At 59.3% G+C, this 25,746-nt stretch carries 23 protein-coding genes; 13 read left to right on the top strand and 10 right to left on the bottom strand.

The window, feature by feature from the left end; genetic code table 11:
- Positions 1-16: 16 nt before the first annotated feature.
- Complete coding sequence (locus tag HMPREF2751_RS07690) at positions 17-1,306, bottom strand: MFS transporter (RefSeq protein ID WP_070595802.1); 1,290 nt, start codon at positions 1,304-1,306, stop codon at positions 17-19.
- Positions 1,307-1,565: 259 nt separating this feature from the next.
- Between HMPREF2751_RS07690 and HMPREF2751_RS07685 the strand changes: the two genes are divergently transcribed.
- The 4 genes from HMPREF2751_RS07685 to HMPREF2751_RS07670 all read left to right on the top strand — a co-directional run bounded on the left by HMPREF2751_RS07685 (position 1,566) and on the right by HMPREF2751_RS07670 (position 6,908).
- A complete protein-coding gene (locus tag HMPREF2751_RS07685; protein ID WP_070595808.1) occupies positions 1,566-2,015 on the top strand; it encodes a MarR family winged helix-turn-helix transcriptional regulator in 450 nt (149 codons plus the stop codon).
- Between the two features lie 34 nt (positions 2,016-2,049).
- Positions 2,050-3,480: an adenylosuccinate lyase gene (purB, locus tag HMPREF2751_RS07680; RefSeq protein WP_070595801.1), complete on the top strand. Its 1,431-nt coding sequence runs from the start codon at positions 2,050-2,052 to the stop codon at positions 3,478-3,480.
- 185 nt (positions 3,481-3,665) lie between these two features.
- A complete protein-coding gene (locus HMPREF2751_RS07675; protein WP_070549872.1) occupies positions 3,666-4,595 on the top strand; it encodes an alpha/beta hydrolase in 930 nt (309 codons plus the stop codon).
- A 336-nt stretch (positions 4,596-4,931) separates the two neighbouring features.
- Positions 4,932-6,908 carry a vWA domain-containing protein gene (locus HMPREF2751_RS07670; protein ID WP_016421407.1) on the top strand — a complete coding sequence of 659 codons (1,977 nt, stop codon included), beginning with the start codon at positions 4,932-4,934 and terminating at the stop codon, positions 6,906-6,908.
- Between the two features lie 2 nt (positions 6,909-6,910).
- Here HMPREF2751_RS07670 and HMPREF2751_RS07665 read toward each other — a convergent pair whose 3' ends face one another.
- From HMPREF2751_RS07665 to HMPREF2751_RS07635, 7 genes are all read right to left on the bottom strand, one after another.
- Entirely contained in the window at positions 6,911-7,606 is a 696-nt protein-coding gene (locus HMPREF2751_RS07665; protein ID WP_049173075.1) for a VOC family protein, read from the bottom strand.
- 120 nt (positions 7,607-7,726) lie between these two features.
- Positions 7,727-8,302 (bottom strand): NADPH-dependent FMN reductase, encoded by a 576-nt coding sequence (locus HMPREF2751_RS07660; RefSeq protein WP_016421405.1) that lies wholly within the window; start codon positions 8,300-8,302, stop codon positions 7,727-7,729.
- 42 nt (positions 8,303-8,344) lie between these two features.
- Complete coding sequence (nrdF, locus tag HMPREF2751_RS07655) at positions 8,345-9,349, bottom strand: class 1b ribonucleoside-diphosphate reductase subunit beta (protein WP_080971523.1); 1,005 nt, start codon at positions 9,347-9,349, stop codon at positions 8,345-8,347.
- Entirely contained in the window at positions 9,346-9,810 is a 465-nt protein-coding gene (gene nrdI, locus HMPREF2751_RS07650) for a class Ib ribonucleoside-diphosphate reductase assembly flavoprotein NrdI (RefSeq protein WP_080971522.1), read from the bottom strand. The genes nrdF and nrdI overlap by 4 nt, the downstream gene beginning before the upstream one ends.
- Before the next feature lie 351 nt (positions 9,811-10,161).
- Positions 10,162-11,124 carry a MaoC/PaaZ C-terminal domain-containing protein gene (locus HMPREF2751_RS07645; RefSeq protein WP_016421402.1) on the bottom strand — a complete coding sequence of 321 codons (963 nt, stop codon included), beginning with the start codon at positions 11,122-11,124 and terminating at the stop codon, positions 10,162-10,164.
- A 53-nt stretch (positions 11,125-11,177) separates the two neighbouring features.
- On the bottom strand, positions 11,178-12,536 hold the full coding sequence (locus HMPREF2751_RS07640; RefSeq protein WP_049173074.1) for a 3-oxoacyl-ACP reductase: 1,359 nt from the start codon (positions 12,534-12,536) through the stop codon (positions 11,178-11,180).
- 47 nt (positions 12,537-12,583) lie between these two features.
- Positions 12,584-13,906: an acetyl-CoA C-acetyltransferase gene (locus HMPREF2751_RS07635; RefSeq protein ID WP_016421400.1), complete on the bottom strand. Its 1,323-nt coding sequence runs from the start codon at positions 13,904-13,906 to the stop codon at positions 12,584-12,586.
- Positions 13,907-14,202: 296 nt separating this feature from the next.
- Here HMPREF2751_RS07635 and HMPREF2751_RS07630 point away from each other — a divergent pair, with 296 nt between their 5' ends.
- From HMPREF2751_RS07630 to HMPREF2751_RS07610, 5 genes are all read left to right on the top strand, one after another.
- Complete coding sequence (locus HMPREF2751_RS07630; protein ID WP_070438796.1) at positions 14,203-15,096, top strand: phosphoribosylaminoimidazolesuccinocarboxamide synthase; 894 nt, start codon at positions 14,203-14,205, stop codon at positions 15,094-15,096.
- 5 nt (positions 15,097-15,101) lie between these two features.
- Entirely contained in the window at positions 15,102-17,333 is a 2,232-nt protein-coding gene (locus HMPREF2751_RS07625; protein ID WP_370449653.1) for a S9 family peptidase, read from the top strand.
- Positions 17,334-17,337: 4 nt separating this feature from the next.
- Positions 17,338-18,009, top strand: a complete 672-nt coding sequence (gene bluB, locus HMPREF2751_RS07620; protein ID WP_049173072.1) for a 5,6-dimethylbenzimidazole synthase — start codon at positions 17,338-17,340, stop codon at positions 18,007-18,009.
- Between the two features lie 133 nt (positions 18,010-18,142).
- The gene (locus HMPREF2751_RS07615) at positions 18,143-18,952 is read left to right on the top strand and encodes a polysaccharide deacetylase family protein (RefSeq protein WP_222865562.1); all 810 of its coding nucleotides are present in this window, start codon (positions 18,143-18,145) and stop codon (positions 18,950-18,952) included.
- Between the two features lie 46 nt (positions 18,953-18,998).
- Positions 18,999-19,490 carry a glutathione peroxidase gene (locus HMPREF2751_RS07610; RefSeq protein WP_049173070.1) on the top strand — a complete coding sequence of 164 codons (492 nt, stop codon included), beginning with the start codon at positions 18,999-19,001 and terminating at the stop codon, positions 19,488-19,490.
- Positions 19,491-19,496: 6 nt separating this feature from the next.
- On the opposite strand, the gene HMPREF2751_RS07605 is transcribed toward HMPREF2751_RS07610, so the two are convergent.
- A complete protein-coding gene (locus HMPREF2751_RS07605; RefSeq protein WP_224783816.1) occupies positions 19,497-20,435 on the bottom strand; it encodes a hypothetical protein in 939 nt (312 codons plus the stop codon).
- A 119-nt stretch (positions 20,436-20,554) separates the two neighbouring features.
- On the opposite strand from HMPREF2751_RS07605, the gene HMPREF2751_RS07600 reads away from it, so the two are divergent.
- On the top strand, positions 20,555-21,262 hold the full coding sequence (locus HMPREF2751_RS07600; protein WP_049193818.1) for a hypothetical protein: 708 nt from the start codon (positions 20,555-20,557) through the stop codon (positions 21,260-21,262).
- Here HMPREF2751_RS07600 and HMPREF2751_RS07595 read toward each other — a convergent pair.
- The gene (locus HMPREF2751_RS07595; RefSeq protein WP_016421392.1) at positions 21,259-22,266 is read right to left on the bottom strand and encodes an acyl-CoA thioesterase; all 1,008 of its coding nucleotides are present in this window, start codon (positions 22,264-22,266) and stop codon (positions 21,259-21,261) included. The two genes, HMPREF2751_RS07600 and HMPREF2751_RS07595, sit on opposite strands and share 4 nt — an antisense overlap.
- A gap of 29 nt (positions 22,267-22,295) precedes the next feature.
- Here HMPREF2751_RS07595 and HMPREF2751_RS07590 point away from each other — a divergent pair, with 29 nt between their 5' ends.
- From HMPREF2751_RS07590 to purM, 3 genes are all read left to right on the top strand, one after another.
- Complete coding sequence (locus HMPREF2751_RS07590; protein ID WP_049190234.1) at positions 22,296-22,736, top strand: sterol carrier family protein; 441 nt, start codon at positions 22,296-22,298, stop codon at positions 22,734-22,736.
- 52 nt (positions 22,737-22,788) lie between these two features.
- The gene (gene purF, locus HMPREF2751_RS07585) at positions 22,789-24,357 is read left to right on the top strand and encodes an amidophosphoribosyltransferase (protein ID WP_049190235.1); all 1,569 of its coding nucleotides are present in this window, start codon (positions 22,789-22,791) and stop codon (positions 24,355-24,357) included.
- A gap of 158 nt (positions 24,358-24,515) precedes the next feature.
- Positions 24,516-25,580: a phosphoribosylformylglycinamidine cyclo-ligase gene (gene purM / locus HMPREF2751_RS07580; protein WP_016421389.1), complete on the top strand. Its 1,065-nt coding sequence runs from the start codon at positions 24,516-24,518 to the stop codon at positions 25,578-25,580.
- Positions 25,581-25,746: the final 166 nt, after the last annotated feature.

The following is a 25,746-nucleotide window of genomic DNA, read 5'->3' as shown; positions in this document are numbered from 1 at the left end:
TGCACACCAATTAGTTCTAAAGATCCACGCGATGGCGCCTCGCAACAGGCTTGCGGCCATGCACGAACCAGTAGAAGACGGCCGCGAGAACCACCACGACCGCCAGGCCTGCGTACATCTTGTCGAATCCCATAGTGGCGGCTACCGAACCAAGCACGATTGGGCCGAGGCCGATGCCTGCGTCGACAAGCAAGAGCAGCGTCGAGATGCCCGTGCCCAACTTGTGTGCCGGGGCCAGGTGCACAGAGATGGTCTGGCAGGCCGGCATCAGCGTGCCGTAGCCCAGGCCGCAGAGCGCACCGGCGGCGATAACGTGCCAGTCAGCGCTAGCGAAAGCCAGGACAAGCAGTGAGATGGTGAAGCACACCAGGCCGATGGCGATGACGGGGTTGTCGCCGCGGCGATCTTGTAGGCGTCCCAGTGAGAAACGCGCCGCCATCATCGCCACCGCATAGGCGATGAAGAAGAAGCTGGCGCCTCTAGCCAGGCCGCTCAGCTGCGAGTATCGGTTCAGAAATGTAATCACGCCCGCATACGCCAGGCCGATGAGCAGCATGAACAGGCCGATTGGCACCACTCTCGGCGTCATGATGTCATCGAAGGAAAACGTGCGCTTCGTCTCGCTTGCCGACGAATCCTCGGTGGCCTCGTCCTTGGTTGCCGCAGTGGTGGGCTCGTTGTGTTGTGGCAGAAAGAGCGCCAGCACCAGTCCGACAATGGACAGGCCGAGGGCTGTGGCAAAGAGGACGCTGTAGCCGACCGAACCAATAAGGGCCAGGCCGAGAGCTGGGCCAATCGCTGTAGCCAGGGTGGTGCCGAGCGAGATGTAGCCAGTTCCCTCGGCGCGGCGCGAAGCCGGAATAGCGGTTTGGGCGGCGGCCATCACGGCGGTGGAAGCGAATGCGTAGGTCAGGCCGTGGATGATGCGGATCGCAATCAGGACCGGCAGGGATGCGGCCCACATGTAGGCGGCACAGGCTGCCACGATGACAGCGAGCGAGCCAAGCATGATTCTGCGACCACCGAAGGTGTCCACCAAGTAGCCGGAAAAGAGGCGAGCGATGGTGGCACCGACCACGAAAGAACTGGCGGCGAAACCACCGGCGGCATCGGAGGCGGAGAAGCGCTGGACGGCGTAGAGCGCCATGACTGTGATTGAAAGGTAGAACACCAGGTACATGCTGAAGTTAATCAGCCAGCTGATGATGAACGCGGGAGAGAAGAGCTTGTCTTGCCCGTGCTGCTCGTCCTGCTCGTCCTGCTCGTCCTGTTTGTGCCTGTTCTGTGTGGTGGTATGCGTTGTCATGCTGAAGATACGGTCTCTTTTCTCGTTTGAAAACGATCGTGGAATTAGTACTGTGGCAAAACTGCTTTCCGGTATTTGTATCATGCAAAAATGCAGTTAGGGCTCGAATTATAACAATTGGTTTGTATGATGCAAATGCGCTTTTTCGGCCTTAACCCCATCCGTGGCGCGCTAGAATAGGGGCTGTTCAACAAACAGATACATCCCGCAGGCCCATAAAAGGGCCGACATAAAGGCGACAAGAGGATTGACTGCCACCGTGCGAAACGACGACCTGGCCGCGCTCGTTTACGAGAACATGCTGCTATCCCGAGTGAGCTCCAGCGGCTACCGTCCACATCGCAAGGACATCCTGCTGGATCGCTCCGCCGCAGCACTGCTGGCTAGGCTGGAAGCGCAGCCGGATATGACAGTCGCCGAGCTCTCCGATGCGCTGGGGCTGGACATTTCTACGGTGCACCGCCAGCTGGCCGCCGCCATGCGGCAGGGGTATATCGCGAAGAGGCCCGCGCCGTCGTCAAGCGCGAAGGTGCATAGCGCGACCGACAAGGGGCTAGAGCTGCTGCATCGGGAGATTGAGGCGCGTAAGAATACCGTCGATGACATTACGCATGACTGGGAGGACTCGGAGCTCGCGGAGTTCGTGCGATTGATGCGCAAATTCAACGAGGGCGTGGAAGAAATGCGTGGTCATCCATGGCCTAGATAACCGCGGATGCTGTGGTCATGGAATACTTGAGGGCGTGGCTGAGAAAAAGAAGATCGCAAACGTCCTTGCTAACCGATACGCCTCTGCGACTCTGGCTGAGTTGTGGAGCCCTGAGTACAAGATCATCCTCGAGCGCAAGCTCTGGATTGCCGTTCTGAAGGCTCAGGTCGCCCGCGGAATTGAGGTGCCGGAGGGCACTATCGAGGCGTATGAGAAGGTCATCGACCAGGTTGACCTCGACTCCATTGCCGCCCGTGAGCGTATTACTCGCCACGATGTGAAGGCTCGCATTGAAGAGTTCTGCGACCTGGCTGGCACCGAGCACATTCACAAGGGCATGACCTCGCGTGACCTGACTGAAAACGTTGAACAGCTGCAGGTTCTGCAGTCGCTGAAGGTCGTGCGCGACAAGGCCGTTGCCGTTGCCGCCCGCACTGCGGAAAAGGCCTCCGAGTACCAGTCGCTGGTCATGGCAGGTCGCTCCCACAACGTCGCCGCACAGGCAACGACCCTGGGTAAGCGCTTCGCCTCCGCTGCGGACGAGATGCTGCTGGGCATCGAGCGCGTAGAAGACCTGATTTCCCGCTACCCACTGCGCGGCATCAAGGGCCCGATGGGTACCGCCCAGGACATGCTGGATCTGCTTGACGGTGACGAGTCCGCACTGGCCTCCCTGGAAAACGAAATCGCTGAAGGCCTCGGCTTCGACCGCGTCTTTGACTCCGTTGGTCAGGTTTACCCGCGCACCCTCGACTTCGACGCTCTGTCCGCACTGGTCGAGCTGGGTGCAGGCCCGGCATCGCTGGCCACCACCATCCGCCTGATGGCCGGTAATGAGACCGTCACCGAGGGATTCAAGGAAGGCCAGGTCGGCTCTTCCGCCATGCCGCACAAGATGAACGCCCGCTCCTGTGAGCGCGTCCACGGTTTCCAGGTCATTCTGCGTGGTTACATGACCATGCTCTCCGAGTACGCCGGTACTCAGTGGAACGAGGGCGACGTTTCCTGCTCTGTGGTCCGCCGCGTTGCACTGCCGGATGCCTTCTTCGCCATGGACGGTATGTTCGAAACCTTCCTCACCGTCCTGTCCGAGTTCGGTGCATTCCCGGCCATGATTGACCGTGAGCTGGAGCGCTACCTGCCGTTCCTGGCTTCCACCAAGATTCTCATGGCAGCCGTTCGCGCTGGTATGGGCCGCGAGGAAGCCCACGAGATCATCAAGGAGCACGCCGTCGCCACCGCACTGGATATGCGCGAAAAGGGCGCTGAGCAGAATCTCACTGAACGTCTCGCTGCAGATGAGCGTTTCCCGCTGGATGCCGCAGGGCTTGTCGACGCTCTGGCGAACCGCCACGCGTTCATCGGTGCCGCGGAATCCCAGGTTGACCGCGTAGTTGCACGTGTGCAGGCTGTCGTGGACAAGTACCCAGAGGCCGCGGCCTACAAGCCGGGCGAGATTCTGTAGCTTCGCGAGCGTCACGCGCGAAACGCGTAAACGCAAAAACGTAAAGACGTAAGGTCCCTTGAAAAACTCTGTCACGTTGGTGGCAGAGTTTTTCTTTGTTTGTTGGCGAAACCACCAGTGAGCAGCCAACTTCCTCGGTACGATGAGCGGTAAGTATCGAAACCTCTACGCGAAAGGTGCCCGACGTGACATCGGCTGTTAGGACTTCGCTTTCTCGCCCAGGTGCCACATTGAATGTGCTGCGCTGGGTTCCAGAAAATGACAAGGGCGCGCCCGTTACTCCTAAGGGAGTGGTGCAGATTGTCCACGGCATGGTCGAGTACGCCAACCGCTACGCCAAGTTCGCCGAGTACCTCGTATCCCAGGGCTATGCCGTCGTCGCGCACGACCATCGCGGCCACGGTATGACCAAGACAGATGCTGGCATCCCGGGCTACTTCGCTGACTACGGTGGCTGGAACTTGATTCTCGAAGACCTCCACGCGGTGCGCCAGTATGTTGATGCTGAATTCCCAGGCAGCAAGCACTATATTCTCGGCCACTCCATGGGGTCGCTTCTGACTCGTAACTACATCGCCAAGTACGGCGAAGGGCTCACCGGCGTCATTATCATGGGTACTGTGTCGTGGCCAGGGGCTAAGGGCGACGCGGGAATGAAGGTGGCAAACCTGCTGGCTAAGATTCGTCCTACCGCGCCGGGCAAGCTGCTCAACACTCTCACCTTTGCTGATTACAACAAGGGCTTTGAGCGCCGCACTAAGTTTGATTGGCTCACCCGCGACCACAAGGTTGTTGATGCTTATATTGCGGACGACAAGTGTGGTTTCGTTCCCACCAATGCCTTTTTCCGCGACCTTCTCGTCGGCACGCACTACGCGAACTCGCCTGAAGCCTATGAGAAAGCGCCTGATGAGCTGCCGCTTTTCGTGGTTTCCGGTGCCGTTGATCCGGCGGGTGGCGCTGCCTGTGTGACTGAGGTCGTGGGCAAATACCTGAACGCGGGCAAGAAGGACGTGCGCTTTAAGGTCTATCCGGATGGTCGCCATGAGATTCTCAACGAGTTGAATAAGGAAGAGGTCTACTCCGACATTGTGGCGTGGTTGGAGTCCCGCTAGGGGGAGCTGGTTAATAGACAAAAAGTATGCCCGTTCGGCGGGTCGACCGGTGGGCATCTTTTGCTACTTATCCCAATGCGAGTTACTGACTGCGTTTATGTCAGCGGCGGCAGGGCGATGCAAGTTACTGACTGCGTTTATGACAAAAATGGCCTGAAAAATTGCCTGAAAGTGTCATAAACTCATACAGTTTCACATTTGCAGCCCGTAATCATATTTGGCGCCCGTAATTTTTGGGGTCTGCCCAGTCATTATCTTGAGAATCAGACATACTTTTGTCATGTAACGTTCTTTTTACGCTTGAAGATTTACGCTTGAAGAAAAGGAACCGACCACATGATCAGAAGAAGACAACTCTCAGCGGTCGTGCTCACCATCTCCATGCTGCTGGTGCTCGTAGGCTCTTTTGCGGGAATCACAACAGGGCGTGCACAGGCGCAAGAGGCCGCGAGTACTATCTCGCCAACCATGGTGATCCTGGATGCTTCAGGGTCAATGCTTGCCGACGACGCGGGCGGCCAGACCCGAATGGAGGCAGCGAAGACTGCCACGAGTAAGTTCGCGGGATCGGTGTCAGAGGACTCCGAAATTGGGTTCATGGTCTACGGCACGGAAGTTGGCAATTCGCCGGAGGAGCGGGAAGCTGGCTGTCAGGACATCACCACGCTGCTGCCCGTGCAGGCGGGTAACTCGGCGAAGATTCCTGCTGAAGTAGGAAAGGTCCAAGCCTCCGGCCACACCCCGATGGGGCCTGCGCTGCGTCAGGCTGCCGATGAGTTGCCGAAAGAAGGGCAACGTTCGATTGTGTTGGTCTCCGATGGTGAGGACACCTGTGCTCCGCCACCGGTGTGCGAGGTAGCCAAGGAACTCAAGCAGCAGGGCATTGACCTGGTCATCAACACAGTTGGTTTCCTTGTTGATGCAGGTGCACGTGCTGAACTGGAGTGCATTGCTGAGGCCACTGGCGGTGAGTACCTGGACGCCCAGGACTCCGATTCGCTGGCTGAGTCCATGAAGACGCTGGCGACCCGCACCGCACGCACCGCGCAGTCCAGCGCGCAAGAGATACAGGGCGGCGACGCTCCTACGAGCGCTACCAAGGTGCCTGCCGACGTGGAAACGTTCTCGACCAAGCTGCGGGAAAAGACTCCTGAGTCCGAGCGCAGCATCGGTAATCAGGAAGGCGACGGTGCTGAGTACTTCTCCGTCCCGGTTGCTGAGGGAGAGCGGCTTGCAATTAGTGCGGCTACCGTGCCGGGAGCGTCGTCAGGCGCGACGTTGATGGACCTAGATGTTCGTAACTTCGCGCTCACTATGCATTTGGATGACAGCAGTTGCTTCCTGGCCAATGATTTCGGCAATGGCATCATCGACTCCAATGGCCCCTTTTTCGCATCGATAACAACCAAGCAGTCCGGGGGAGCTGAGGGGGACTGTAAGCCGGGCAATGTGGTGTTCTCCGTGGCTCGGAAAGGCGGCTCCTTCGAGGGCCAGGACATTCCTGCAGAAGTAACCATCAAGCGTTTCGCCAACGAAAACCTGATTGATGTGCCGGAGGCGTTCCCGTCCGACAAGGAGAGCTTGAACCCTCCGCCCGCGACACCGGAAGCAGATCAGGCTAAGAAGGTCACCCCAGGTTCGTGGTTCGATGACGCCACGGAACTTACTGCCGACAACATCAGCAGCGTCACGGCCGACATTGTTCCTGGTGAGACGCACGTGTACAAGATCAAGTCCGAGTATGGGCAGCAGCTCCGCGGCGCCGTCAAACTCATTGACGCCCCAGAAGCGGACAAGCTTGCACAGATCTCCGGCCTGGATATCAAGACGCTGAACTCGGCACGCCAGCTCGCCGGCAGCGAGGAAAACCGTCCGGCCAATGAACACCAGATCGGTGAAGAGACTACATTTGGTAACTCGGCCCGGATTAACTATCGCAATCGGATCGGCGAAGATAGTGAAAAGTCGGGCGATTACGAGGCTGAAAGAGCCTGGTTGGATGGCGACCAGTACATCGTTGTCTTCTTCAACAACAGCTGGGGTGCCGGTCAATCCCACGATGTCGCGGGTGTTCAAAACGTCCCGGTGACTTACCAGCTGACCACGGAGTTGGTCGGCGAGAAGATTCCGGGCCCAGCTTTTGAACAGGTCGCGCACAAGTCGCCAAGTAGCGAGGCCCCGACTAGTAGCCAGCAGAATCCGAAGGGCACCGAAGAAAACGAGGATGACGGCTCTTCCAACATGATGTGGTTCTCTATTGGTGCAGTTCTGTTAGCCGTCGTCGGCGCAGCAATCGCGTTGACCCGTAAGTAACGCTAGAGCGTCCAGTACACGCCGAATCGGTCAGGCTTGACGACGGCTTCCGTGCCCTCGGCAACCTCAGCGCCTGTTAGGCCAAGCGCTTGGCAGGCGCTTTCGACCTCTTCGGCCGAATCGCTGGAGAGGCGCATCGCCACACCGTCGCCGAAGGTGAAATTGTGCATGCCCGGCGAGTCGAGCGTCATGAAATTCCCTGACCCGAAAAGCCGGTTGTATACCTCGGTGGCGGCGGCAGCCTGTGGTTCGTCGCCTGTCCACATGAAGTAGGGAATAACGGCGGGATTCGCTGTCTTTGCGGCAGCGTCCGTGCTTGCAGCCCCGCTGGTTAAGGAATCAATCATCAGTTGCCAGTTGACCCCATTGCCGTCGACCAACCAGCCAAAGAGCGGCGAGAAATCGTAGCTGGTCAGGGGCATGAGCGTAGCACCACCGCTGATGGTTTCATCACCCGCCATCAGATGCTCCCACAGTCTGCGCAGCTGGTTTTCCTGACCAGGGGCAAATCGCACCATAAAAGACACAGCGGGGGTTAATCGGCGGTTCCCGTTCTCAATGAGTTCAAAGTCCATCCCGCCGATGGTGAGCGTGGTGGAGTTGGGCTTGATGTTGGAGTGAAAACCTTCGGCGTAAAACCGCGCAGCGGCGCGGGGGTCGTCGTTAAGCGCGATCACGGCCGAGATAGAAACAGTCATGAAAATGAGCCTAACGACGAGCGCCTAACCGCGCAGAGAACGCAGCGTTTGATCCTAGTCAGTGAAGAATCTTCATACGGCGATATCCCCAGTAACGCTGCGCTGATTAGGGGATTTCAGTTAGTGGCGTGGGCTCTGCTCGCGAACTAGGTCTGCAAATCTGTTGATGTAGTCGCGAACAAAGTCCTCAGTGCTTGACGACGTGAATTCTCCTTGTTCGTCAATGAGTGTTGGCGATTGTCCCAGGAAGACCTCTGGCTGACCGAGCATCGGCATGTCGAAGTACGACAGCGCGAGTCGCAAGTTCTTCTGAGAGCTATAACCGCCCATACGGCCGACGGAGTGGCTGATAATTCCCGCGGGCAGGTTCTTCCATGCCACATCACCGTTGGGCTTAGATCCGATGTCAACGGCATTCTTCAGAGCTGCAGGAATTGTGCGGTTGTTTTCTGGGGTGACAAATAGGATGCCATCGCTGGCTTTAATGGTTTCCCGGAAACTGGTGTATTCCGCGGGAGTCGCAATATCGGACACTGCGGGGTCGTCGTAGTCGAAGTTGTAGAGAGGGAGGTCACGAATCTCGACGATGTCGACTTTGAAGTCATCGGGGAAGTACGTGGCTGCCTTGAGTGCAATCTTTCGTGCATAGGAGGCTCGACGCAAGCTTCCTACCAGGATAGAAATCTGTGCAGTCATGCGAATGTTCCTTTCTTAGGATGTATGGGGAAAGACGTGGATTTAGAAATCCCAGTCTTCATCTGCGGTGTCTTCGGCTTTTCCGATGACATATGCGGAGCCGGAACCGGAGAAAAAGTCGTGGTTTTCATCTGACCCCGGGGTGAGGGCGGCGAGAATTTCGGGCTTGAAGGCGGTCTCTTCATGGTTAAACCGCTGCGGGTATCCCAAGTTCATGAGCGCTTTGTTGGCGTTGTATCGAATGAAGTTGGCAACGTCGTCGTAGAGCCCGAGTGGTTGGTATAGGGCTTCGGAGTACCTCAGTTCGAGCTGGTATAGATCATCGAGAAGTTCGAAGACGAAAGCCTTCATCTGCGTTTGCGTGGCGGTGTCGTAGGTTTCTACGCCTCGCTGGAATTTGTAGCCGGAGTAATAGCCGTGAACAGCTTTGTCACGCAGAATCAGGCGCACCATGTCGGCGGTATTGGTCAGGATGCCACGTGATGCGAAGTGCAGCGGGAGGTAGAAGCCGGCGTAGAGCGAGAAGGACGAAAGAAGCGTTGCTGCCGCCTTTCGCTTGAGTGGAACGTCGCCGTAATAGTGTTTGAGCACAGCTTTTGACCGAGCCTGCAGGATGTCATTGGCGACTGCCCATTGGTAGGCAGCGTCGATGTCAGGGGTATTGGATAGCGTAGAAAATACTGAAGAATAAGACTTTGCATGCACTGCTTGCATGAAAGCGATATTCGTGTAGACGGCCTCTTCATGTTCGGTGCGGGCATCTTGAATTTGGGAAATCTCCCCGACAGACGCCTGGACTGTGTCGAGCATGGTCAGTCCGGTGAAGACCTTCATGGTCAGCTCGCGTTCTAGATCGGTGAGACGTCGCCAGTCTGCAAGGTCATTGGACAGCGGAACTTTTTCGGGCAGCCAAAAATTTGCTGTTAGGCGATTCCACACTTCGAGATCTTTGTCATCTTGCACTCGGTTCCAGTTGATTGGCCGAAGGCGGGCAGCTGGGTCCTTTCGAAAAGACGGTGGCGTAGTTGAATAGCTGTAGATGTTCAAGAAGTAGCGCTCCTCCAGAATTTTTCCAGGCCCTCTTTGACGTTCTCCACATCGTGGTCTGTCCCCAGTAGCTCATAGTGGTATAGCTCCGGAACCTGGCATTTTGCAGAAATGATGGCTCCGGCTATGCAAAAGTCGGTGCCGAAATTTGTGTTGCCCGAGGTGATGACACCGCGGATGAAACTCCTGTTGGTTTCGTCGTTGAGAAAAGCGATGACTTGCTTAGGTACCGCGCGGCGCCGACATCCGCCACCATAAGTCGGTGTGATCAGGACAAATGGGCTGCAAACGCGAATCATTCCGTCTTTTCGCGGATGTAACGGGATGCGTGCTGCTGGTTGAGCCAGCTTTTGGACGAACCGGTGAGTGTTTTCAGAAGCACTGGAGAAGTACACGATTCGGGGTGACTCCTCCGGTGGGAGTTCCGTGAAAGTCAGCGGCGTCTTCGATGATGAAGACACTCGATTACCTCCTATGTTCAATGGATTGAACATAAAATAGAGGAGTGAATGGGGTGTCAACAAGGCGTTGCCTACATGCGGTTGAAAAGTGCTTAGTCACGCAATTGCGAAGTAAAGCCGCGACTCTTCATTAACGGCGGAAAAACCCAGCAGCTGATCTTCAAGGCGGGAAAGTGGCGGGGTTGCCGGCCGGGGGGAGAGGGAGGAGGTGGTGTCTCTCGGAGGGGGCTCCAGTCGTGCCCCGGGCAAAAGCACAACAGGGAAACAAAACCGCCGCGCTTTGGAAAGGCCCAGTCGATGAGGAGACTGGTTTTCCAAAGCGCGGCGTTTTCTACAGCGCTTTCGCATCAACTACTTCAGCGGACGAACACTTCCGGTGAAGTGCGGACGCTTCTTCTTGCGATCCCACGCGACAATGTTGACTGCGCGGCCGATGTTGGAGCTGCCCTCAGTCAGGTTGTGAGCAGCACCTGCACCGTCACCGGTGTGGGTGAGTGCGACATTGATGGTGGTCGGCAGAACGACCGGCGCACCGAAGGAAATCTGGAACTCGTACGACTGACCCGGCAGAACCTGTGCCTCAGCCAGCGCGCGGGAGGCGGTGTACATGCCGTGTGCAATCGCTGCTGGCATGCCCAGAGCCTTCGCGGAGACAGAGGTGATGTGAATCGGGTTCCAGTCACCGGAAACCTTGGCCCACTTGCGGCCGGTGTTGCCAGCCAGCTTCCACTGAGCGGTGGGGAAGGGAACCTTGAACTGCTCGCGTTTGATGGTCTCGGCGCCGGACTTGATGGCCTCACGCTGTGCCTGGACCTCTTCGAAGCCCTCGGCATCCTTCAGGCGAACGCCCTTGGCCAGATACACCGACTGCTCCTCGACCAAGGTGGCGCCGGATGTGGACGATGTAACAGTTGACTCCAGAACAACCTCAGTGCCCGAGCGGTGAGCGCGGAATGCGGCAACCTTCACCGCGATATCAACTTTGCCACCGAGTGTGACAGGCGAGATTTCGCGGTAGGTGTTCTCGGTGTGGACCAGGCCCATCATCGGCAGCGGGAAATCATCCGCAGCCATTAGCTCCATCTGGATGGGCATGATTAGGGCGTGGATGTGGCCGAAGAAAGCCTGTTCAGACTTCGGGGCGCCAACGACGTCGCGGAAGTCCTGGTCACGGTCGGCATCGACAGTGACGCCCTTGACCACTAGTTCATCGACCTTGATTTCGGTGGAGTTCGGGCGTTTCTTCGCCGAACCAGCAGCTGCCTTGGCGTAGAGCGGAACCAGATTGGGAATGGCATCCAGGGTCTTAGCCATAAGTTTTCCTCTTTCCTCCTTATCGGGAGCCTATGCGGAAGCCGCGACTTCGCTTAGGCGCCGACGATGTTCTGACCGCAGACGCGCAGGACGTGACCATTGACGCCGAGAGCGCGGTCGGAGACCAGGAAGGCGATTGCCTGGGCGACATCGCCCGGCTGGCCACCCTGCTGCAGCGAGTTCACGCGTCGAGCAACCTGGCGGTTGACGAACGGAATAGCAGCGGTCATGTCGGTCTCGATGAAGCCCGGAGCAACAGCGTTGATGTTGCCGCCGCGCTTAGCAAACTCCTCAGCGTAAGCCTCGACCATTGCGATAACGCCGGCCTTGGAGGTGGCGTAGTTGGTCTGGCCGCGGTTACCTGCGATACCGGAGGTGGAAGCCATGGTGGCAATACGCGGAGCCTTCTCGAAGGCCTTGTGGTTCAGCAGCTGCTCGTTCATCTTCAGCTGAGACTCGATGTTGACGGCGATGACCGAGCCCCACTTGGCGTCGTCCATGTTGGCGAACATCTTGTCGCGGGTGATGCCTGCGTTGTGGATGACGATGTCCAGGCGACCGTAGCGGGCCACAGCGGCATCGGCAATGGCGTTGCCGGCGTCGTCGGCAGTGATGTCCTGCTGCAGAGCCAGGCCACCGAGCTCGTTGGCAACCTTGGACAGAGCCTCGCCCGCCTGTGGAACGTCGATGACGATGACCTCTGCGCCGTCAGCCTTGAGCTGGCGAGCGATAGCGGCACCGATACCACGGGCGGAACCGGTGACAGCGGCAACCTTGCCAGCCAGCGGCTTATCCCAGTCGGACGGGATCTCGCCCGCGTCGGAGGTGACGCGGAGGAACTGGCCGTCGATGAAGGCCGAGCGGCCGGAGAGGAAGAAGTGCAGGGAGGAAATCACGGATGGCGCGGTGACCGAGACCCCCGGAGCAACGAGGATGCCGTTGGCGGTGGAGCCGCCACGAACCTCGTGGCCGAGGGAGCGAATCAGGCCCTCGATACCACCGGCGACAGCGTTCTCAGCGATCTCGGCCGGGGTTGCGTTGTGGTGAGCATCCTTGGCGCGGGAGACGGTGACGATGCGACCACCCTTGTCCAGCTTGCGCATGTGCTTTGCAGCAGCGAGCACTGGGCCCTGCAGCTCTGCCGGACGCTTGGCCTCAGTGGCGACGAGGACAATGGCACCAATCTTGTCGTCAGCGGCGTTGCCACGACGGACCTGCAGACCCCACTCAGCCAGCTGAGCTGCAACTGCGTCTGCATCTGCACCCTCGCCGGTGACGAGCACCTTGTCGTTGTTCAGCAGCGGACCGCCCGGCTTGTGGCGGCGCAGGAACGGTGGCTGCGGCAGGCCAGCGGCCTTAGCCAGTCCAGTGAGCGGACCACCGTTGACGAGTTCCTGGTACTTATCGGTCATGGAAAATTCTCCTTGAAAGTAAAAGTGTCTTTATCGGTGGTGCGCTTTTAGACGCGAGCCTCGAGAACTGCGACAACACCCTGGCCGCCCGCAGCACAAACGGAGATCAGGCCGCGAGTGGTCTTGCCGGTCTCGTCTGCCTTCTGGCGCAGCATCTTGGCGAGGGCTGCCACAATGCGGCCGCCGGTAGCGGCGAATGGGTGGCCGGCTGCCAGAGAAGAGCCCTTGACGTTGAGCTTCTCGCGCGGGATGGAGCCCAGCGGGCCTTCCAGTCCGAGCTTGGTGCGGCAGAACTCCTCGTCCTCCCATGCCTTCATGGTGGACAGGACAGTGCCGGCGAAGGCCTCGTGGATCTCGAAGAAGTCGAAGTCGTCGAAGGTCCAGCCGTTGCGGGCCAGCAGGCGCGGGGTGGCGTAAGCCGGAGCCATCAGCAGGCCCTCGTCGCCGTGGACGAAGTCAACTGCGGCCGCCTCGGAATCGACGACGTCGGCAAGCACCGGCAGACCGCGCTCAGCGGCCCACTCCGGGGTGGAGACGAGGACGGCGGAGGCGCCGTCGGTAAGCGGAGTGGAGTTACCGGCGGTCATGGTCGGCTCTGCTTCCAGGCCGCGGCCGAAGACTGGCTTGAGCTTGGCCAGCTTCTCCGGGGTGGAGTCCGGGCGCATGTTGGTGTCGCGGGAAACGCCCTTGTACGGGGTGACGAGGTCAGTGAAGAAGCCCTCGTCGTAAGCGTTTGCCATGTTCTGGTGGGAAGCGGCGGCGAGCTCGTCCTGCTCGGCGCGGGTAACGCCCCACTTGGCGGTGGTGATTGCCTGGTGCTCACCCATGGACAGGCCAGTGCGTGGCTCGCCGGTCGACGGAGTGTCTGGAGCCAGGTCGGACGGACGAGCCTTCAGGAAGACCTTTGCCATGTCCAGAGTGGACTTCTGGCGGCTGGCCTCCAGCAGGATCTTGCGCAGACGGTCGTTGACAGCAATCGGAGCGTCGGAGGTGGTGTCCACGCCGCCGGCGATGGCGGAGTCAATCTGGCCCAGCTTGATCATGTTGGAGACAGAGTTGAGGGCTTCCATGCCGGTGGCACATGCCATCTGAATGTCGAAAGCCGGGGTGTCCGGCGCCAGTGCGGAGCCGAGGACACACTCACGGGTGAGGTTAAAGTCACGGGAGTGCTTCAGTACAGCGCCGGCGGAGACTGCGCCGAGGCGCTCGCCGCCGATACCGAAGCGAGCGACGAGACCGTCGATTGCGGCGGTCAGCATGTCCTGGTTCGACTCGTTAGCGTATTCCTTGTTAGAACGAGCGAACGGAATGCGGTTACCACCGACGACGACTGCGCGGCGCAGAGAGTTATTGTTGGCCTGAGCTGCCATGTGATTGTTCCCTTCAAAATCCTTGAAGTGTGACGTGAATTACTAAATTTAGACAATACTGGTATCGGTGTTTTCTGTCACGTTTTTAGAAATATTTTTGTCCAGTCATCTACCGAGCGGGGGAGGTGAGAGGCAAACACCGTCGTCCACCTGTGAAAAATTCGATGGGCAGCACTCCGAAATCTCAAAAGTTTTCCCGCTTGACGACGGTAATTGCGTCAATCCCCACTAGTTGGGGTGGCGGCCGGAGGTATCAATAGAGTGCAAAGGCGTATAGGGGTTTAGACTTTATCGCCATGCGACCTGAACTTTCCTCGTATAACCATCTTTCCGCGGGCAAGGTCCGGGAAATCTACGAGATTGACCCTGAGACTCTGCTGCTTGTGGTCAGTGACCGTATTTCTGCCTTCGACCACATTCTGGAGACCCCGATTCCTGACAAGGGTCGAGTGCTCACCGCGATGAGCGTGTTCTTCTTCGATGAGATTGACTTCCCGAACCACATGGCTGGCCCGGCTGACGATGAGCGCATTCCGGAGGAGTGCCTAGGTCGTGCGCTGGTGTGCAAGAAGCTGGACATGCTGCCATTCGAGTGCGTCGCACGTGGCTACCTGACAGGCTCTGGCCTGGTCGAGTACAAGGAAAACGGCACTGTCTGTGGCATTGAGCTGCCAGAGGGCCTCGTCGAGGGCTCCAAGTTGCCAGAACCGATTTTTACCCCGGCCACCAAGGCTGAGCTGGGCGAGCACGACGAGAATGTCTCCTTCGACGCCGTTGTGGAGTCCCTGGGGCAGAAGCGCGCCGAAGAGCTTCGCGATGCCACCCTGCGCATCTACTCCCAGGCTGCTGAACTGGCTGCTAAGCGCGGCATCATCCTGGCCGACACCAAGTTTGAGTTCGGCCTCGACTCCGACGGCAACCTGGTGCTGGCCGACGAGGTTCTCACCCCGGACTCCTCCCGCTACTGGCCAGCCGACTCCTACCAGGAGGGTTCGGTTAACCCGAGCTTCGACAAGCAGTACGTCCGAAACTGGCTGACCTGCTCCAAGTCCGGCTGGAAGAAGGGCGAGGGCACTCCGCCGCCGGCGCTGCCGGGTAGTGTTGTGGAAGCAACTCGCGAGCGGTACGTCGAGGCCTACGAACGACTGTCGGGCCGCCGCTTCTCGGACTGGATTGGAGAACCTGCGTGAGCGAAGTGACCTTGGACTCGGCATCCGTCGGCAAGCCTGCAAAAAAGGATTTGCCCGCACCCCGTGCACAACGGAAGCCGGTGACTCGGTCCTTCCACGGAAGGGACTTCACCGATAACTTCGAGTGGCTCCGCGATAAGGAAAACTCCGAGGTTATCGACTACCTAGAGGCTGAAAATGCCTATACGGAGGCTTTTACCTCCGATCTTGACGGCACCGCGGACGCGATTTTTAAGGAGATCAAGTCGCGCGTGCAGGAGACCGACATGTCGGTCCCAACTCGCCTTAACGGCTGGTGGTACTACTCGCGCACGCAGGAGGGCAAGTCCTACGGGATGAGCTGTCGCGTGCGTGCGGAGGCCGGTGACGGTCTTGCCGCGTGGACGCCGCCGACCATCGCCGACGATGCCCCAGCACCAGGAGAACAGGTCATCCTGGATGCCAACGAGCTGGCCGAAGGCCATGATTTCTTCGCCCTCGGCGCAGCGAGCGTCTCCGCGGACGGCAATCTGCTGGCCTATTCCACCGACGTCACAGGCGACGAACGCTACACGCTGCGCGTAAAGGATCTGCGCACGGGTGAACTGCTTGATGACGAAATTGCGGGCATCGCCGCAGGTGCTACCTGGGTCGGCTCCGAGTGGATCTTCTACCAGAAGGTCGACGAAGCCTGGCGGCCGGATTCCGTGTGGCGTCACCGCGTGGGCACCTCCACCGAGGATGATGTCTGTGTCTTCCATGAGCCCGATGAGGCCTACTGGGTTGGAGTCGGCACGGTACGCAGCGAAAAGTACCTGATTATTGAGAGCTCCTCGAAGATTACTTCCGAGGTTTGGTACCTGGACGCCAGTGACCCGACCGGTGAGTTCACCTGCGTGCGCCCGCGTGAGGCCGGTGTTGAATACGACATCGATCACGCCGTCATTAGCGGCCGGGATATGTGGCTGATTACACACAATATGACTGGTTCGAACTTCGCACTGGCCATGGTGCCGGCGGGGTCTTTCGACAGCATTTCGGATCTCACTGAGCTGGTTCCGCACCGCGATGACGTCCGCGTTGAGGGCGTCGACTGCTTCGCTGGGCACATCGCGTTTGGTTACCGTCGTGGCGGTATTGGCCGTGTGGCGCTGGCGGTATTGGGTCAGGATGAGGATGGTGCTGGCTCCGCTGGTGATGCCTCTGATACAAGCCATGCTGCTGCTCCAGTGCCAGCGTCCGCTGTGAACTTCGTCGAGCTCGACTTCGACGAAGAGCTCTACTCTGCAGGCACTACCGGCAATGCTGAATGGGACACCCCGGTGTTGCGCTACGCTTACGGCTCCTTCACCACGCCGTCGCAGCTTTGGCAGATTGATATTGCCTCGGGCAAGCGGGTGCTGCTCAAGGAGCAGAAGATTCGCGGGAAGTTTAATCGCGGTGATTACGTCGCCAAGCGTGAATGGGTGAGTGCAGCCGACGGTGCCCAGATTCCGGTATCGATTATCCACCGCGCGGACCTGGACCTGAGCAAGCCGAATCCGACGCTGCTCTACGGCTACGGTTCCTATGAAGCCTCGATGGATCCTGGCTTTTCCATCGCGCGACTGTCGCTGCTGGATCGTGGGATGATTTTTGTCATTGCACACGTCCGCGGTGGTGGCGAAATGGGCCGCGGCTGGTGGGAGAACGGTCGCGCAACCACGAAGAAGAACACATTCACTGACTTCGTCGCCGTCGCTGACTACCTGCTGGATTCTGGGTGGACCACACGCGAGCAGCTGGTAGCACTCGGCGGTTCGGCGGGCGGCATGCTGATGGGCGTGGTCGCGAACATTGCTGGCGATAGGTTCGCGGGCATTCAGGCCGTGGTCCCGTTTGTCGACTGCCTGACATCCATGCTGATGCCAGAGCTGCCGCTGACCGTGGTGGAGTGGGATGAGTGGGGCGATCCCTACCACGACCCGGAGGTCTACGACTACATGGCCTCCTACGCGCCGTACGAGAACATCTCGGCCGATGCGAAGTACCCGAAGATTCTCGCGATTACTAGTTTGAACGACACCCGCGTGCTCTACGTGGAGCCGGCAAAGTGGATCGCCAAGCTGCGCGAGGTTGTCGGAGGCCAGCCGGGGCAGTTCCTGCTCAAGACCGAGATGTCCGCAGGTCATGGTGGTGTTTCCGGTCGTTACGAACGCTGGCGTCAGACTGCCTTCGAGTACGCCTGGATTGTCCACACTGCTGGTGCGGTGGAGTAACGGCATGGATATGCGCACGCTGCTGTCCGCGCAGGGTTTTGACACCGATTCGCTTTCCGACGATCAGTTGGCCGTCTACCACACCCTTTTTCGGCGGCGGGATGTGCGCCGCGAATTCGCCGGAGAAGTGGTGGACAGGGAGCGATTGATGCGCGTGTTGGCGGCGGCCCATGCAGCCCCGTCGGTGGGGCTGTCCCAACCGTGGGACTTTCATATCATTCAGAATCCGGACCGCCTGCAGCAGTTTGCCGACCACGTAGCCGGACGTCGCGCTGAATTCGCGGCCAAGCTCGAAGGCGAGCGGCGTGAGACCTTCAATCCGATTCAGATTGAAGGAATCGTGGACTCGGGAACGGGCATCGTCGTCACCTATGACCCGACCCGTGGCGGCAAGAACATTCTCGGCCGCGACACCGTCGATGACACCGGCCTCATGTCAGTCGCGCTGGCTATTCAGAATCTGTGGCTGGCTGCTACGGCAGAGGGGCTCGGCGTCGGCTGGGTCAGTTTCTACCATGAGGATTTCCTGGCTGACTTTGTCGGTGTCGAGGCACCCGTGCGCCCGGTGGCCTGGCTGTGCATTGGTCCAGTAACGCACCTGGCCGAGGAGCGTGACTTGGAGAAGTTCGGTTGGCGCAAGGGACTGGCTCTCGATGAGGTTGTGCATTGGGGATAATCCGCGCTGCAGACGCACATTGATGTGCTGCGATGGCGCTTTTTGAACTCTTATTTGAAAGGCTTCTGAGTATTCTCCAAGCCTTGTCCTCTCCGTTACCAAAAATTTACATACGCCTGTTTTTGTTGAATCCATGGCAGGCAGTGGGGTGCAAGAACAGATTCGGACGACCGACCAGGTCATTCGTCCAGCGGGCAAAGAGCTCGTAACTGTTGACGGTGGTGTGGTCGGTTCGCCGCTTTTGGTGTCGGTGTCGGGTTTGCGCGATGGCACATTGCTCGACGTCGCTCGTTTCGTGGCAGCGATGGAACAGCGCGGTATTACACCGTCTCTGCTGGTAGCGCCGCATGCGGGTAAAAACTGGTCGTTGCGGGAAGCTCCGGCGGTGCTGGATTGGCTCCGCCGTCGTAGCGATGACGGCATCGAGATTGTTCTCGCGGGGTTCGATCAGTCAGTTCGAGGCCGAGGCGCGGAATTTGCGTCGTTAAGCGAACATGAAGCGCGTTTGCGCCTGACCGCCGCAACGCGCCAGATGCGTGCGATGGGTTTTGAGACGGACGTCTTTGCACCACCGAAGTGGACCATGTCGCCCGAGACCATGAACGTGCTGCCGGAGCTGGGCTTCCGAGTGGCAGCGGACCGAAATGGTGTCCGCGACCTGACCACTGGTGCTGTTGATCCGACTCGCGTGCTGGCTATCGGCGAGGGCTTCGGCGGCGCCGGTTGGTGGCGCCGTGCGGTGCGCTCCTCGGTGCAGCGCTCGCTGGAGAAGGGCCGCGCGGTGCGCATCTCCGTTAACGCTTCGAAACTGCGGGAGCACAAGCTGCGCCAGGATGTTGTCGGCATCATTGACCAGGCGGTCGATGGGGGTGCGCAGCCGGTCAACCACTCTTCGGTGCCGCTGGGCCGCGAGCTCTTTGAAGGCATGGAGCAGGTCGGCTAGTCGCTACCTCTGACGGCTATCGGGGGACTGCCCTAGTGTGGGGTTTATGAGCAATCTCTTCGACATCCCAGTGACCACCATCGACGGCAACGAAGCAACGATGAATGACTGGGCAGGCCACGTTCTGCTTATCGTCAACACCGCCTCGGAGTGCGGTTTCACGGATCAGTACGACGATCTGCAAGGACTTTTCGACGAATTCGCACCCCGTGGCTTCTTCGTCCTCGGCTTCCCCTGCAATCAGTTCGGTGGGCAAGAGCCCGGCAACGCCGAGGAAATCAAGCAGTTCTGCCAGCGCGAATTCGGCGTTACCTTCCCGCTCTTCCAAAAGACGAAGGTCAACGGCCATGGCGCGCACCCACTGTACAAGCTGTTGAAGGAAACCCCGGACGCCGACGGCGAGGCTGGGGATGTGAAGTGGAACTTCGAAAAGTTCGTTGTCTCGCCCGAGGGTGAGGTCATCGGCCGTTTCCGCTCCAAGGTCTCGCCTGACGACGATGCTCTGCGCGACCTCATCGAGGAAAACTTGCCTATTTAAACTTGGCTATTTGGTGGCGTCCAGCGGTGCCTGCTCGAAGTAGCCCGTGGCACCGTAGCCCACGATGCCACCTCGGTTGCGCAGGGTCATGCTAGCTAGACCGACCTTGCCAAGCTCATCGCCACCGATGGTGACCCAGTCACCCTGAACCGCGACAACCATGTTGGCGTGCACCCCAAGGCCTGCGGGGTAGCGGTAGAAAATGATGTCACCCACCTGAGGAGAGAAGTCCTTGTCGGTGACGAAAGCATCATGTGCCTTGTAGGCATCCATGAGCTGTTCGACATCCGTAACCAGCCATGGGTTCTCGGCTGCGGCAGCCGAATCCTCGGGCGTATCAAAGACCGGAACACCCGCGGACGCGAGCAGGAATGACAAGAATGGCGCAGTCCAGGAACCGGAGCAGTCGACCGTGTTGCCGAATGCGTCAAGGTTTGGATTCAGCTTCGCGGTCTGGTTCGCAGCTGTGGGTGCAGAACCCGGCCTGGTGGCAGCAGCGGCGGCGACGGCATCTGCATCAGCAGTTGGGTCTGCGTCTGAATTCGGGTGCTCGCCGACCTTGGGGATAACGCTGCGGATGTCGTCATCAGTAGCGCCACACGCCAGGCCGAAGTAAACCTCAGGGGAGGGCTGCTCCTCGTACTGATAGCGCGCAACATCCTTCAGAGCCTGCTGATAGTAAGGGCGGTCTGCCTCGGTGCGGGGGAACGTGCCACCACGCCACGCCAGAACATTGATAGGACCGAAGAGCGTGAACCACCCGGCGAAGAGGAATACCGCCGTCAGTACCAGGATGGAAACAGGCGGGATAGCGGCGCGAACACGTTGCAGCATGCTCGGTGAGGATGCGTTCTCCTGGCCGTCGTCAAGCGATGGTGAGGAAGACTCAGACCGTGCTGCGTGAGGCTGCTGTGCGGGCACAGGCGCGGGTGAATCGGTGGTCATATCTTCTCAGGATAGTAGGCGGCGCTGCGCTCGTCCTTGGCGAGTGCGTCTGAGCCGTACGTAATGGCCTAGTCTGCGGCTCCTGCTGCAGAAGAGGGCGTGCAGTTAAACTGTGGTTCATGACTTCACCCGACATGCGTAACGAGGCCGAGCACGACCCTCGTGAGGATCTGCCGAGCTTCCTGCGTGAGCCGGACAAAATAGACAAGCTTCTCTATGCATCGCTGATGCTGGTTGCCGTGTACGGCTTTGCAATCATCCCGTTCCGTGCGGTTTTGCTGCTCAAGTACACGTTCTTGCACACATGGCTGACAGGATCGAATCTGTCGGTGCTGATTCTCGCGTCGGAAAACGAGGACCGGCCGCTCTTCCTCTTCGCTGTTGTAGTGATTGCGGCGCTTTCGACAATCAAGTTCATGCCGTTCTTCTACTGGATGGGCAAGAAGTGGGGCACGGAATTCATAACGATGAGTTTCGGCGGACACCCACCGCGATGGTTTAAGAAGATGGAGAACTTCATCTATGAACGCATCGGGCTGAGTGTGCTGGCATCGTTTGTGCCATTCTCGCCGATTCCGGCCACGATTGTCGTGGCCATCGGTGGTATTGCGAAGGTGCGCGGCTGGGTAGTAGGCGTGTACCTCTTCTTCTGTGCCGCAATGCTCAAGTGCTTCTACCTGTACTTGGGCCTGAAGTTTGGCCCAAGCATCCAGGGCTCCCTGCAGACGATTGACCGGTACGTCACCTACATCACCTTCGCGCTGATTGGCTGGATGTTCCTATCCATCTGGTGGAAAAACAGGAAGCCGGGTAGCCAGGCGGCTTAATCCTGTTCGCGCTCAATCAGCGGCAGCGGGCTGTACTTGTCACGCAATGCCTTCAGTGACAGATCGTGAGCGTGCAGGCGCTTGTCCTCATCCGTCGTCGGCTGGAAGTGCGGTACCGGCTGCGGGTTGAAATCGTCATCAATTGCGACATACGTCATGGTCGAATGCAGTGCCTTGCGCAGGCCGCCGACACCCTTGCGGGGCTCACAGCAGTAGACCTGCACCGACAGGTGCATCGAGGTCGTGCCTGTACGCAGGATGCGTGCGCGCACCTCAACCAGGTCGCCAATGTGGATTGGGCTGTAGAAGCGAATACCACCTGCGTAGACAGAAATGGTCTGGCGCCCTGCCCAGTTGGTGGTAACTGCCGTCGCAGCCTCGTCGATCCACTCCATGGCGGTGCCGCCGTGGACGTTTCCGCCCCAGTTGACATCGGTCGGCTTTGCCAGGAAACGTGTGGTCAGTTCGGGTGCGGAAGAGTCCGCGGAGTAGGTCTGCGCGCGCATGCTGGCTTCGATGTCGCGGCGGAGCTCAAAACGGGAAAGAGCGGCTTTCTCAACGCGCTCTTCTTCCTCTGTTTGCGGCACCCACTTCGGCACCGGAGTCGACTTACCGTTTTCATCCATGGCTACGAAGATCACCAGGCAGTCAGCTGCGCGGGTGAACTTGCCCTCGCGCGGATCAGCCGAGAGCACCTCATTGACGATGTGCATGGAACTGCGGCCGGTATGCGCAATCTTGGAGCGCACCTCAACAATGTGGCCGCTGGGAATCGGGCGAGTGAAGTGAATGTGACCGAAGTACGCAGTCACGCAGTAGCGTCCCGACCAGCCGGTCGCGCAGGCGTAAGCGGCCTTGTCAATCCACTGCAACACACGGCCGCCGTGGACGGAATTGGTTCCGGCCATAATGACATCGGTCGGCGACGCCATAAAACGGAGTACAAGAGATGGTGACGCTGGAGCATGCACCTGTTCAGCTTTTTCAGTTGACTGCGTATCCATATATGAAAGCATAACTCTAGGATGAGGTTATGGTATCCAAAATCTCGCCTTTCGACGTTCGCAGCGCTCTTTCCACCGCCGCACCCTGGGCGGCGCAACGGCTTCTCGGCCGCGAGTTGCTGTCTGACCAAGAGGCTGTCCCCTTCATCGGGGCGGATGGGGCGCAGGGGTCGTCGTTAAGGCGTGCGAGCCTTGCCAAAGCGGTGCGTCTGTCCGTGCGGATGCTCGCCCAAGAGGCGCCGGGGCATAGCGTCGAGGTGCGTGTGCCGCCCTTCGTCGCGGTCCAGTGTATTGAGGGGCCCAGGCACACACGCGGTACGCCGCCCAATGTCGTGGAGATGTCGCCGGAGATTTGGCTGGGACTCGCGTGCGGAATGATCACGTTAGAGCAGGTGCAGGCGCACATCGATATGTCGGGCACGCGCGCGGCGGAAATTGGGAATCATCTGCCGGTGGCGCGCATTTCTTAAAGCCCGTGGGGGGGGATGCTGAATTGGTGCCTAGGCGGGTGGGGCTATTAGTGTGAATGTCGTGGCCGATACCAACATTTCAGGTGCACCAAAGTCCAAACTTTTGCCAATTTCGCCTTACGACGATCTGGGGGAGACATCCCCGCGCGAAGAATGTGGCGTTTTTGGCGTTTGGGCACCTGGCGAAGACGTGTCCAAACTCACCTACTATGGCCTGTTTGCCCTGCAGCATCGCGGCCAGGAAGCCGCCGGTATCGCAGTCGGCGACGGCGACCAAATTCTCGTATTCAAGGATCTCGGGCTTGTTTCCCAGGTTTTTGATGAGCAGACGCTCGACGCCCTGAAGGGGCACGTAGCGGTGGGGCACACGCGCTACACCACCGCTGGCGCTCCTGCGTGGGAGAATGCACAGCCGATGTTCCAGATGGCCTCTGACGGCACGGACATCGCGCTGGGGCACAACGGCAACCTGACCAACCACCTCACGCTGTTCCATGAGGCGGTCGACAAGGGCCTGCTGCGTGAAGAGGGCGAGCTGCCCAGTGACTCCGCAATCATGACCACTTTGCTTGCCGACGAAACCGGCAAGATTGACCACCCCGAAGATTACGGCTGCAGCACCAATGTAGAAGCGGCCGCGATGGCACTGCTGCCGCGTTTGAAGGGTGCTTTCTGTCTTACTTTCACCGATGGCGAGACGCTGTACGCCGCGCGTGACCCATACGGTGTGCGCCCGCTGTGCCTGGGGCGCCTGTCCGGTGGCTGGGTAGTCGCATCCGAGACTTGCGCGCTGGATATCGTCGGTGCATCGTTCGTCCGCGAGATCGAGCCAGGCGAGATGGTGACCATTGATGCTTCTGGTGTGCGTTCGCAGCGTTTTGCCGAGACCGCCCACGCTGGATGCATTTTTGAGTACGTCTACCTGGCGCGCCCGGACTCCAACATCCGTGGTCGCTCCGTCAACGCGGTGCGTCTTGAGCTGGGCCGCCAGTTGGCACGTGAGTTCCCGGCTGACGGTGACCTGGTGATGCCGGTGCCGGAATCCGGTACCCCGGCCGCTGTTGGCTACGCCCAGGAATCGGGCATCCCGTTTGGACAGGGGCTGACCAAAAACGGCTACGTGGGGCGTACCTTCATTCAGCCTTCGCAGACGATTCGTCAGCTGGGCATCCGACTGAAGCTGAACCCGCTGAAGGAAGTTATCGCCGGTAAGCGCTTGGTCGTGGTCGATGATTCCATTGTCCGCGGCAACACCCAGCGTGCCCTGATTCGCATGCTGCGTGAGGCCGGTGCAAAGGAAGTGCACGTGCGCATCGCCGCACCGCCGGTGAAATGGCCGTGCTTCTACGGCATTGACTTCGCCTCTCCGGGCGAGCTGCTGGCCAACGGTGTCGATGAGAATGACATTGTCTCCGGTATCGCAACCGCGATTGGTGCCGACAGCCTGGGATTTGTCTCCATCGATGGCATGGTCGCCGCTTCCGAACAGGCAAAGAGCGAAGTGTGCTGTGCCTGCTTCGATGGCAAGTACCCGCTGGGTCTGCCGGAGGGCAATCCGAATGCGGCAGCGGTTGAGAGGATGCAGGCAGCCCAGGCTGCCAAAGCCGCAACGAGCAATTAGCCTCGAAACCTCCTTAGAATGAACTACGAGAACTGAACCGAGAACGAAGCGCAAGCGGTGCTGTAGATTGCAGCCGTTGCTTTGTTCCCGGTCCGCCAATACTCCCGGATACGGCAGTAACGCCGCCCGGGGGAGAAAGTTTAAAGCGAGAGCCTCTAATGACCGAGAACGTTTCTGGTGCTTCCTACGCTGCAGCCGGTGTCGACATCGAAGCCGGCGACCGCGCCGTTGAACTATTCGCCCCGATTGCCAAGAAGGCCACTCGCCCAGAGGTCCGTGGCGGGCTCGGTGGTTTTGCCGGCCTGTTTGCACTGGGCAACTACGAAAAGCCGCTGCTGGCCGCATCCTCCGATGGTGTGGGAACCAAGTTGGCCGTGGCGCAGGCCGTCGGCAAGCACGACACCATTGGCCTGGACCTGGTCGCCATGGTCGTCGATGACCTGGTTGTGTGCGGCGCCGAGCCGCTGTTCCTGCAGGACTACATTGCAATTGGCAAGGTCGTGCCGGAGCACGTCGCCGAGATCGTTTCCGGCATCGCCGAGGGTTGCGTCCAGGCGGGTTGCGCCCTCCTTGGTGGCGAGACTGCAGAGCACCCGGGTGTGATGGAACCGGGTGAGTACGATGTCTCCGCTACCGGCGTCGGTGTCGTGGAAGAGGACAAGCTTCTCGGCCCGGACCGCGTGCGTGAGGGCGATGTCATTATCGCCATGGAGTCCTCTGGACTTCACTCCAATGGCTACTCGCTGGCTCGCTACGTTCTCCTGGAGAAGGCCGGTCTGGAGCTCGACGGTTACGTCGAGGACTTCGGCCGCACCCTCGGGGAGGAGCTGCTGGAGCCAACCAAGATTTATGCGAAGGACTGCCTGGCTCTGATGAACGAGGCCGAGGTCCGCACTTTCTGCCACGTCACCGGTGGTGGATTGGCTGGCAACATGGTTCGCATCATGCCGGAAGGCCTGACCGCTGACATGAGCCGCGCAACATGGACCCCGGGGCCGATCTTCAAGACCATTGCTGAGCTCGGCAACGTCTCCCGCGAGGAGATGGAGAAGACCTTCAACATGGGTGTTGGCATGGTTGCGATTGTTTCCGCAGAGGACCGCGATCGTGCACTGGCTCTGCTGACTGCCCGCCACATCAACGCTTGGGAGCTGGGTACTGTCCGCAAGAGCGAGGCTGGCGAGGACGGGGCTGTTTTGCGCGGCAGCCACCCGCGCTTCTAAGCGTCGGCCGGCCGTCGGTTTACTGCGACGGGCGGCCGGGGACTGGGCCGGCTGGTCTGCCGTGGAGGGCGGCCTACTGATGCGACGGGGCGGTCTAGATTCTGGGTTGCACAACGGAGATCCCAGAAAACCACGGGCTGCAAATGTGAAACTGTATGAGTTTATG

The organism is Corynebacterium sp. HMSC063G05, from assembly GCF_001810555.1.
Classification (GTDB): domain Bacteria; phylum Actinomycetota; class Actinomycetes; order Mycobacteriales; family Mycobacteriaceae; genus Corynebacterium; species Corynebacterium jeikeium_D.
Note: the sequence above shows the minus strand (reverse complement) of the source record. Positions and strands in the feature narration are given on the sequence as shown.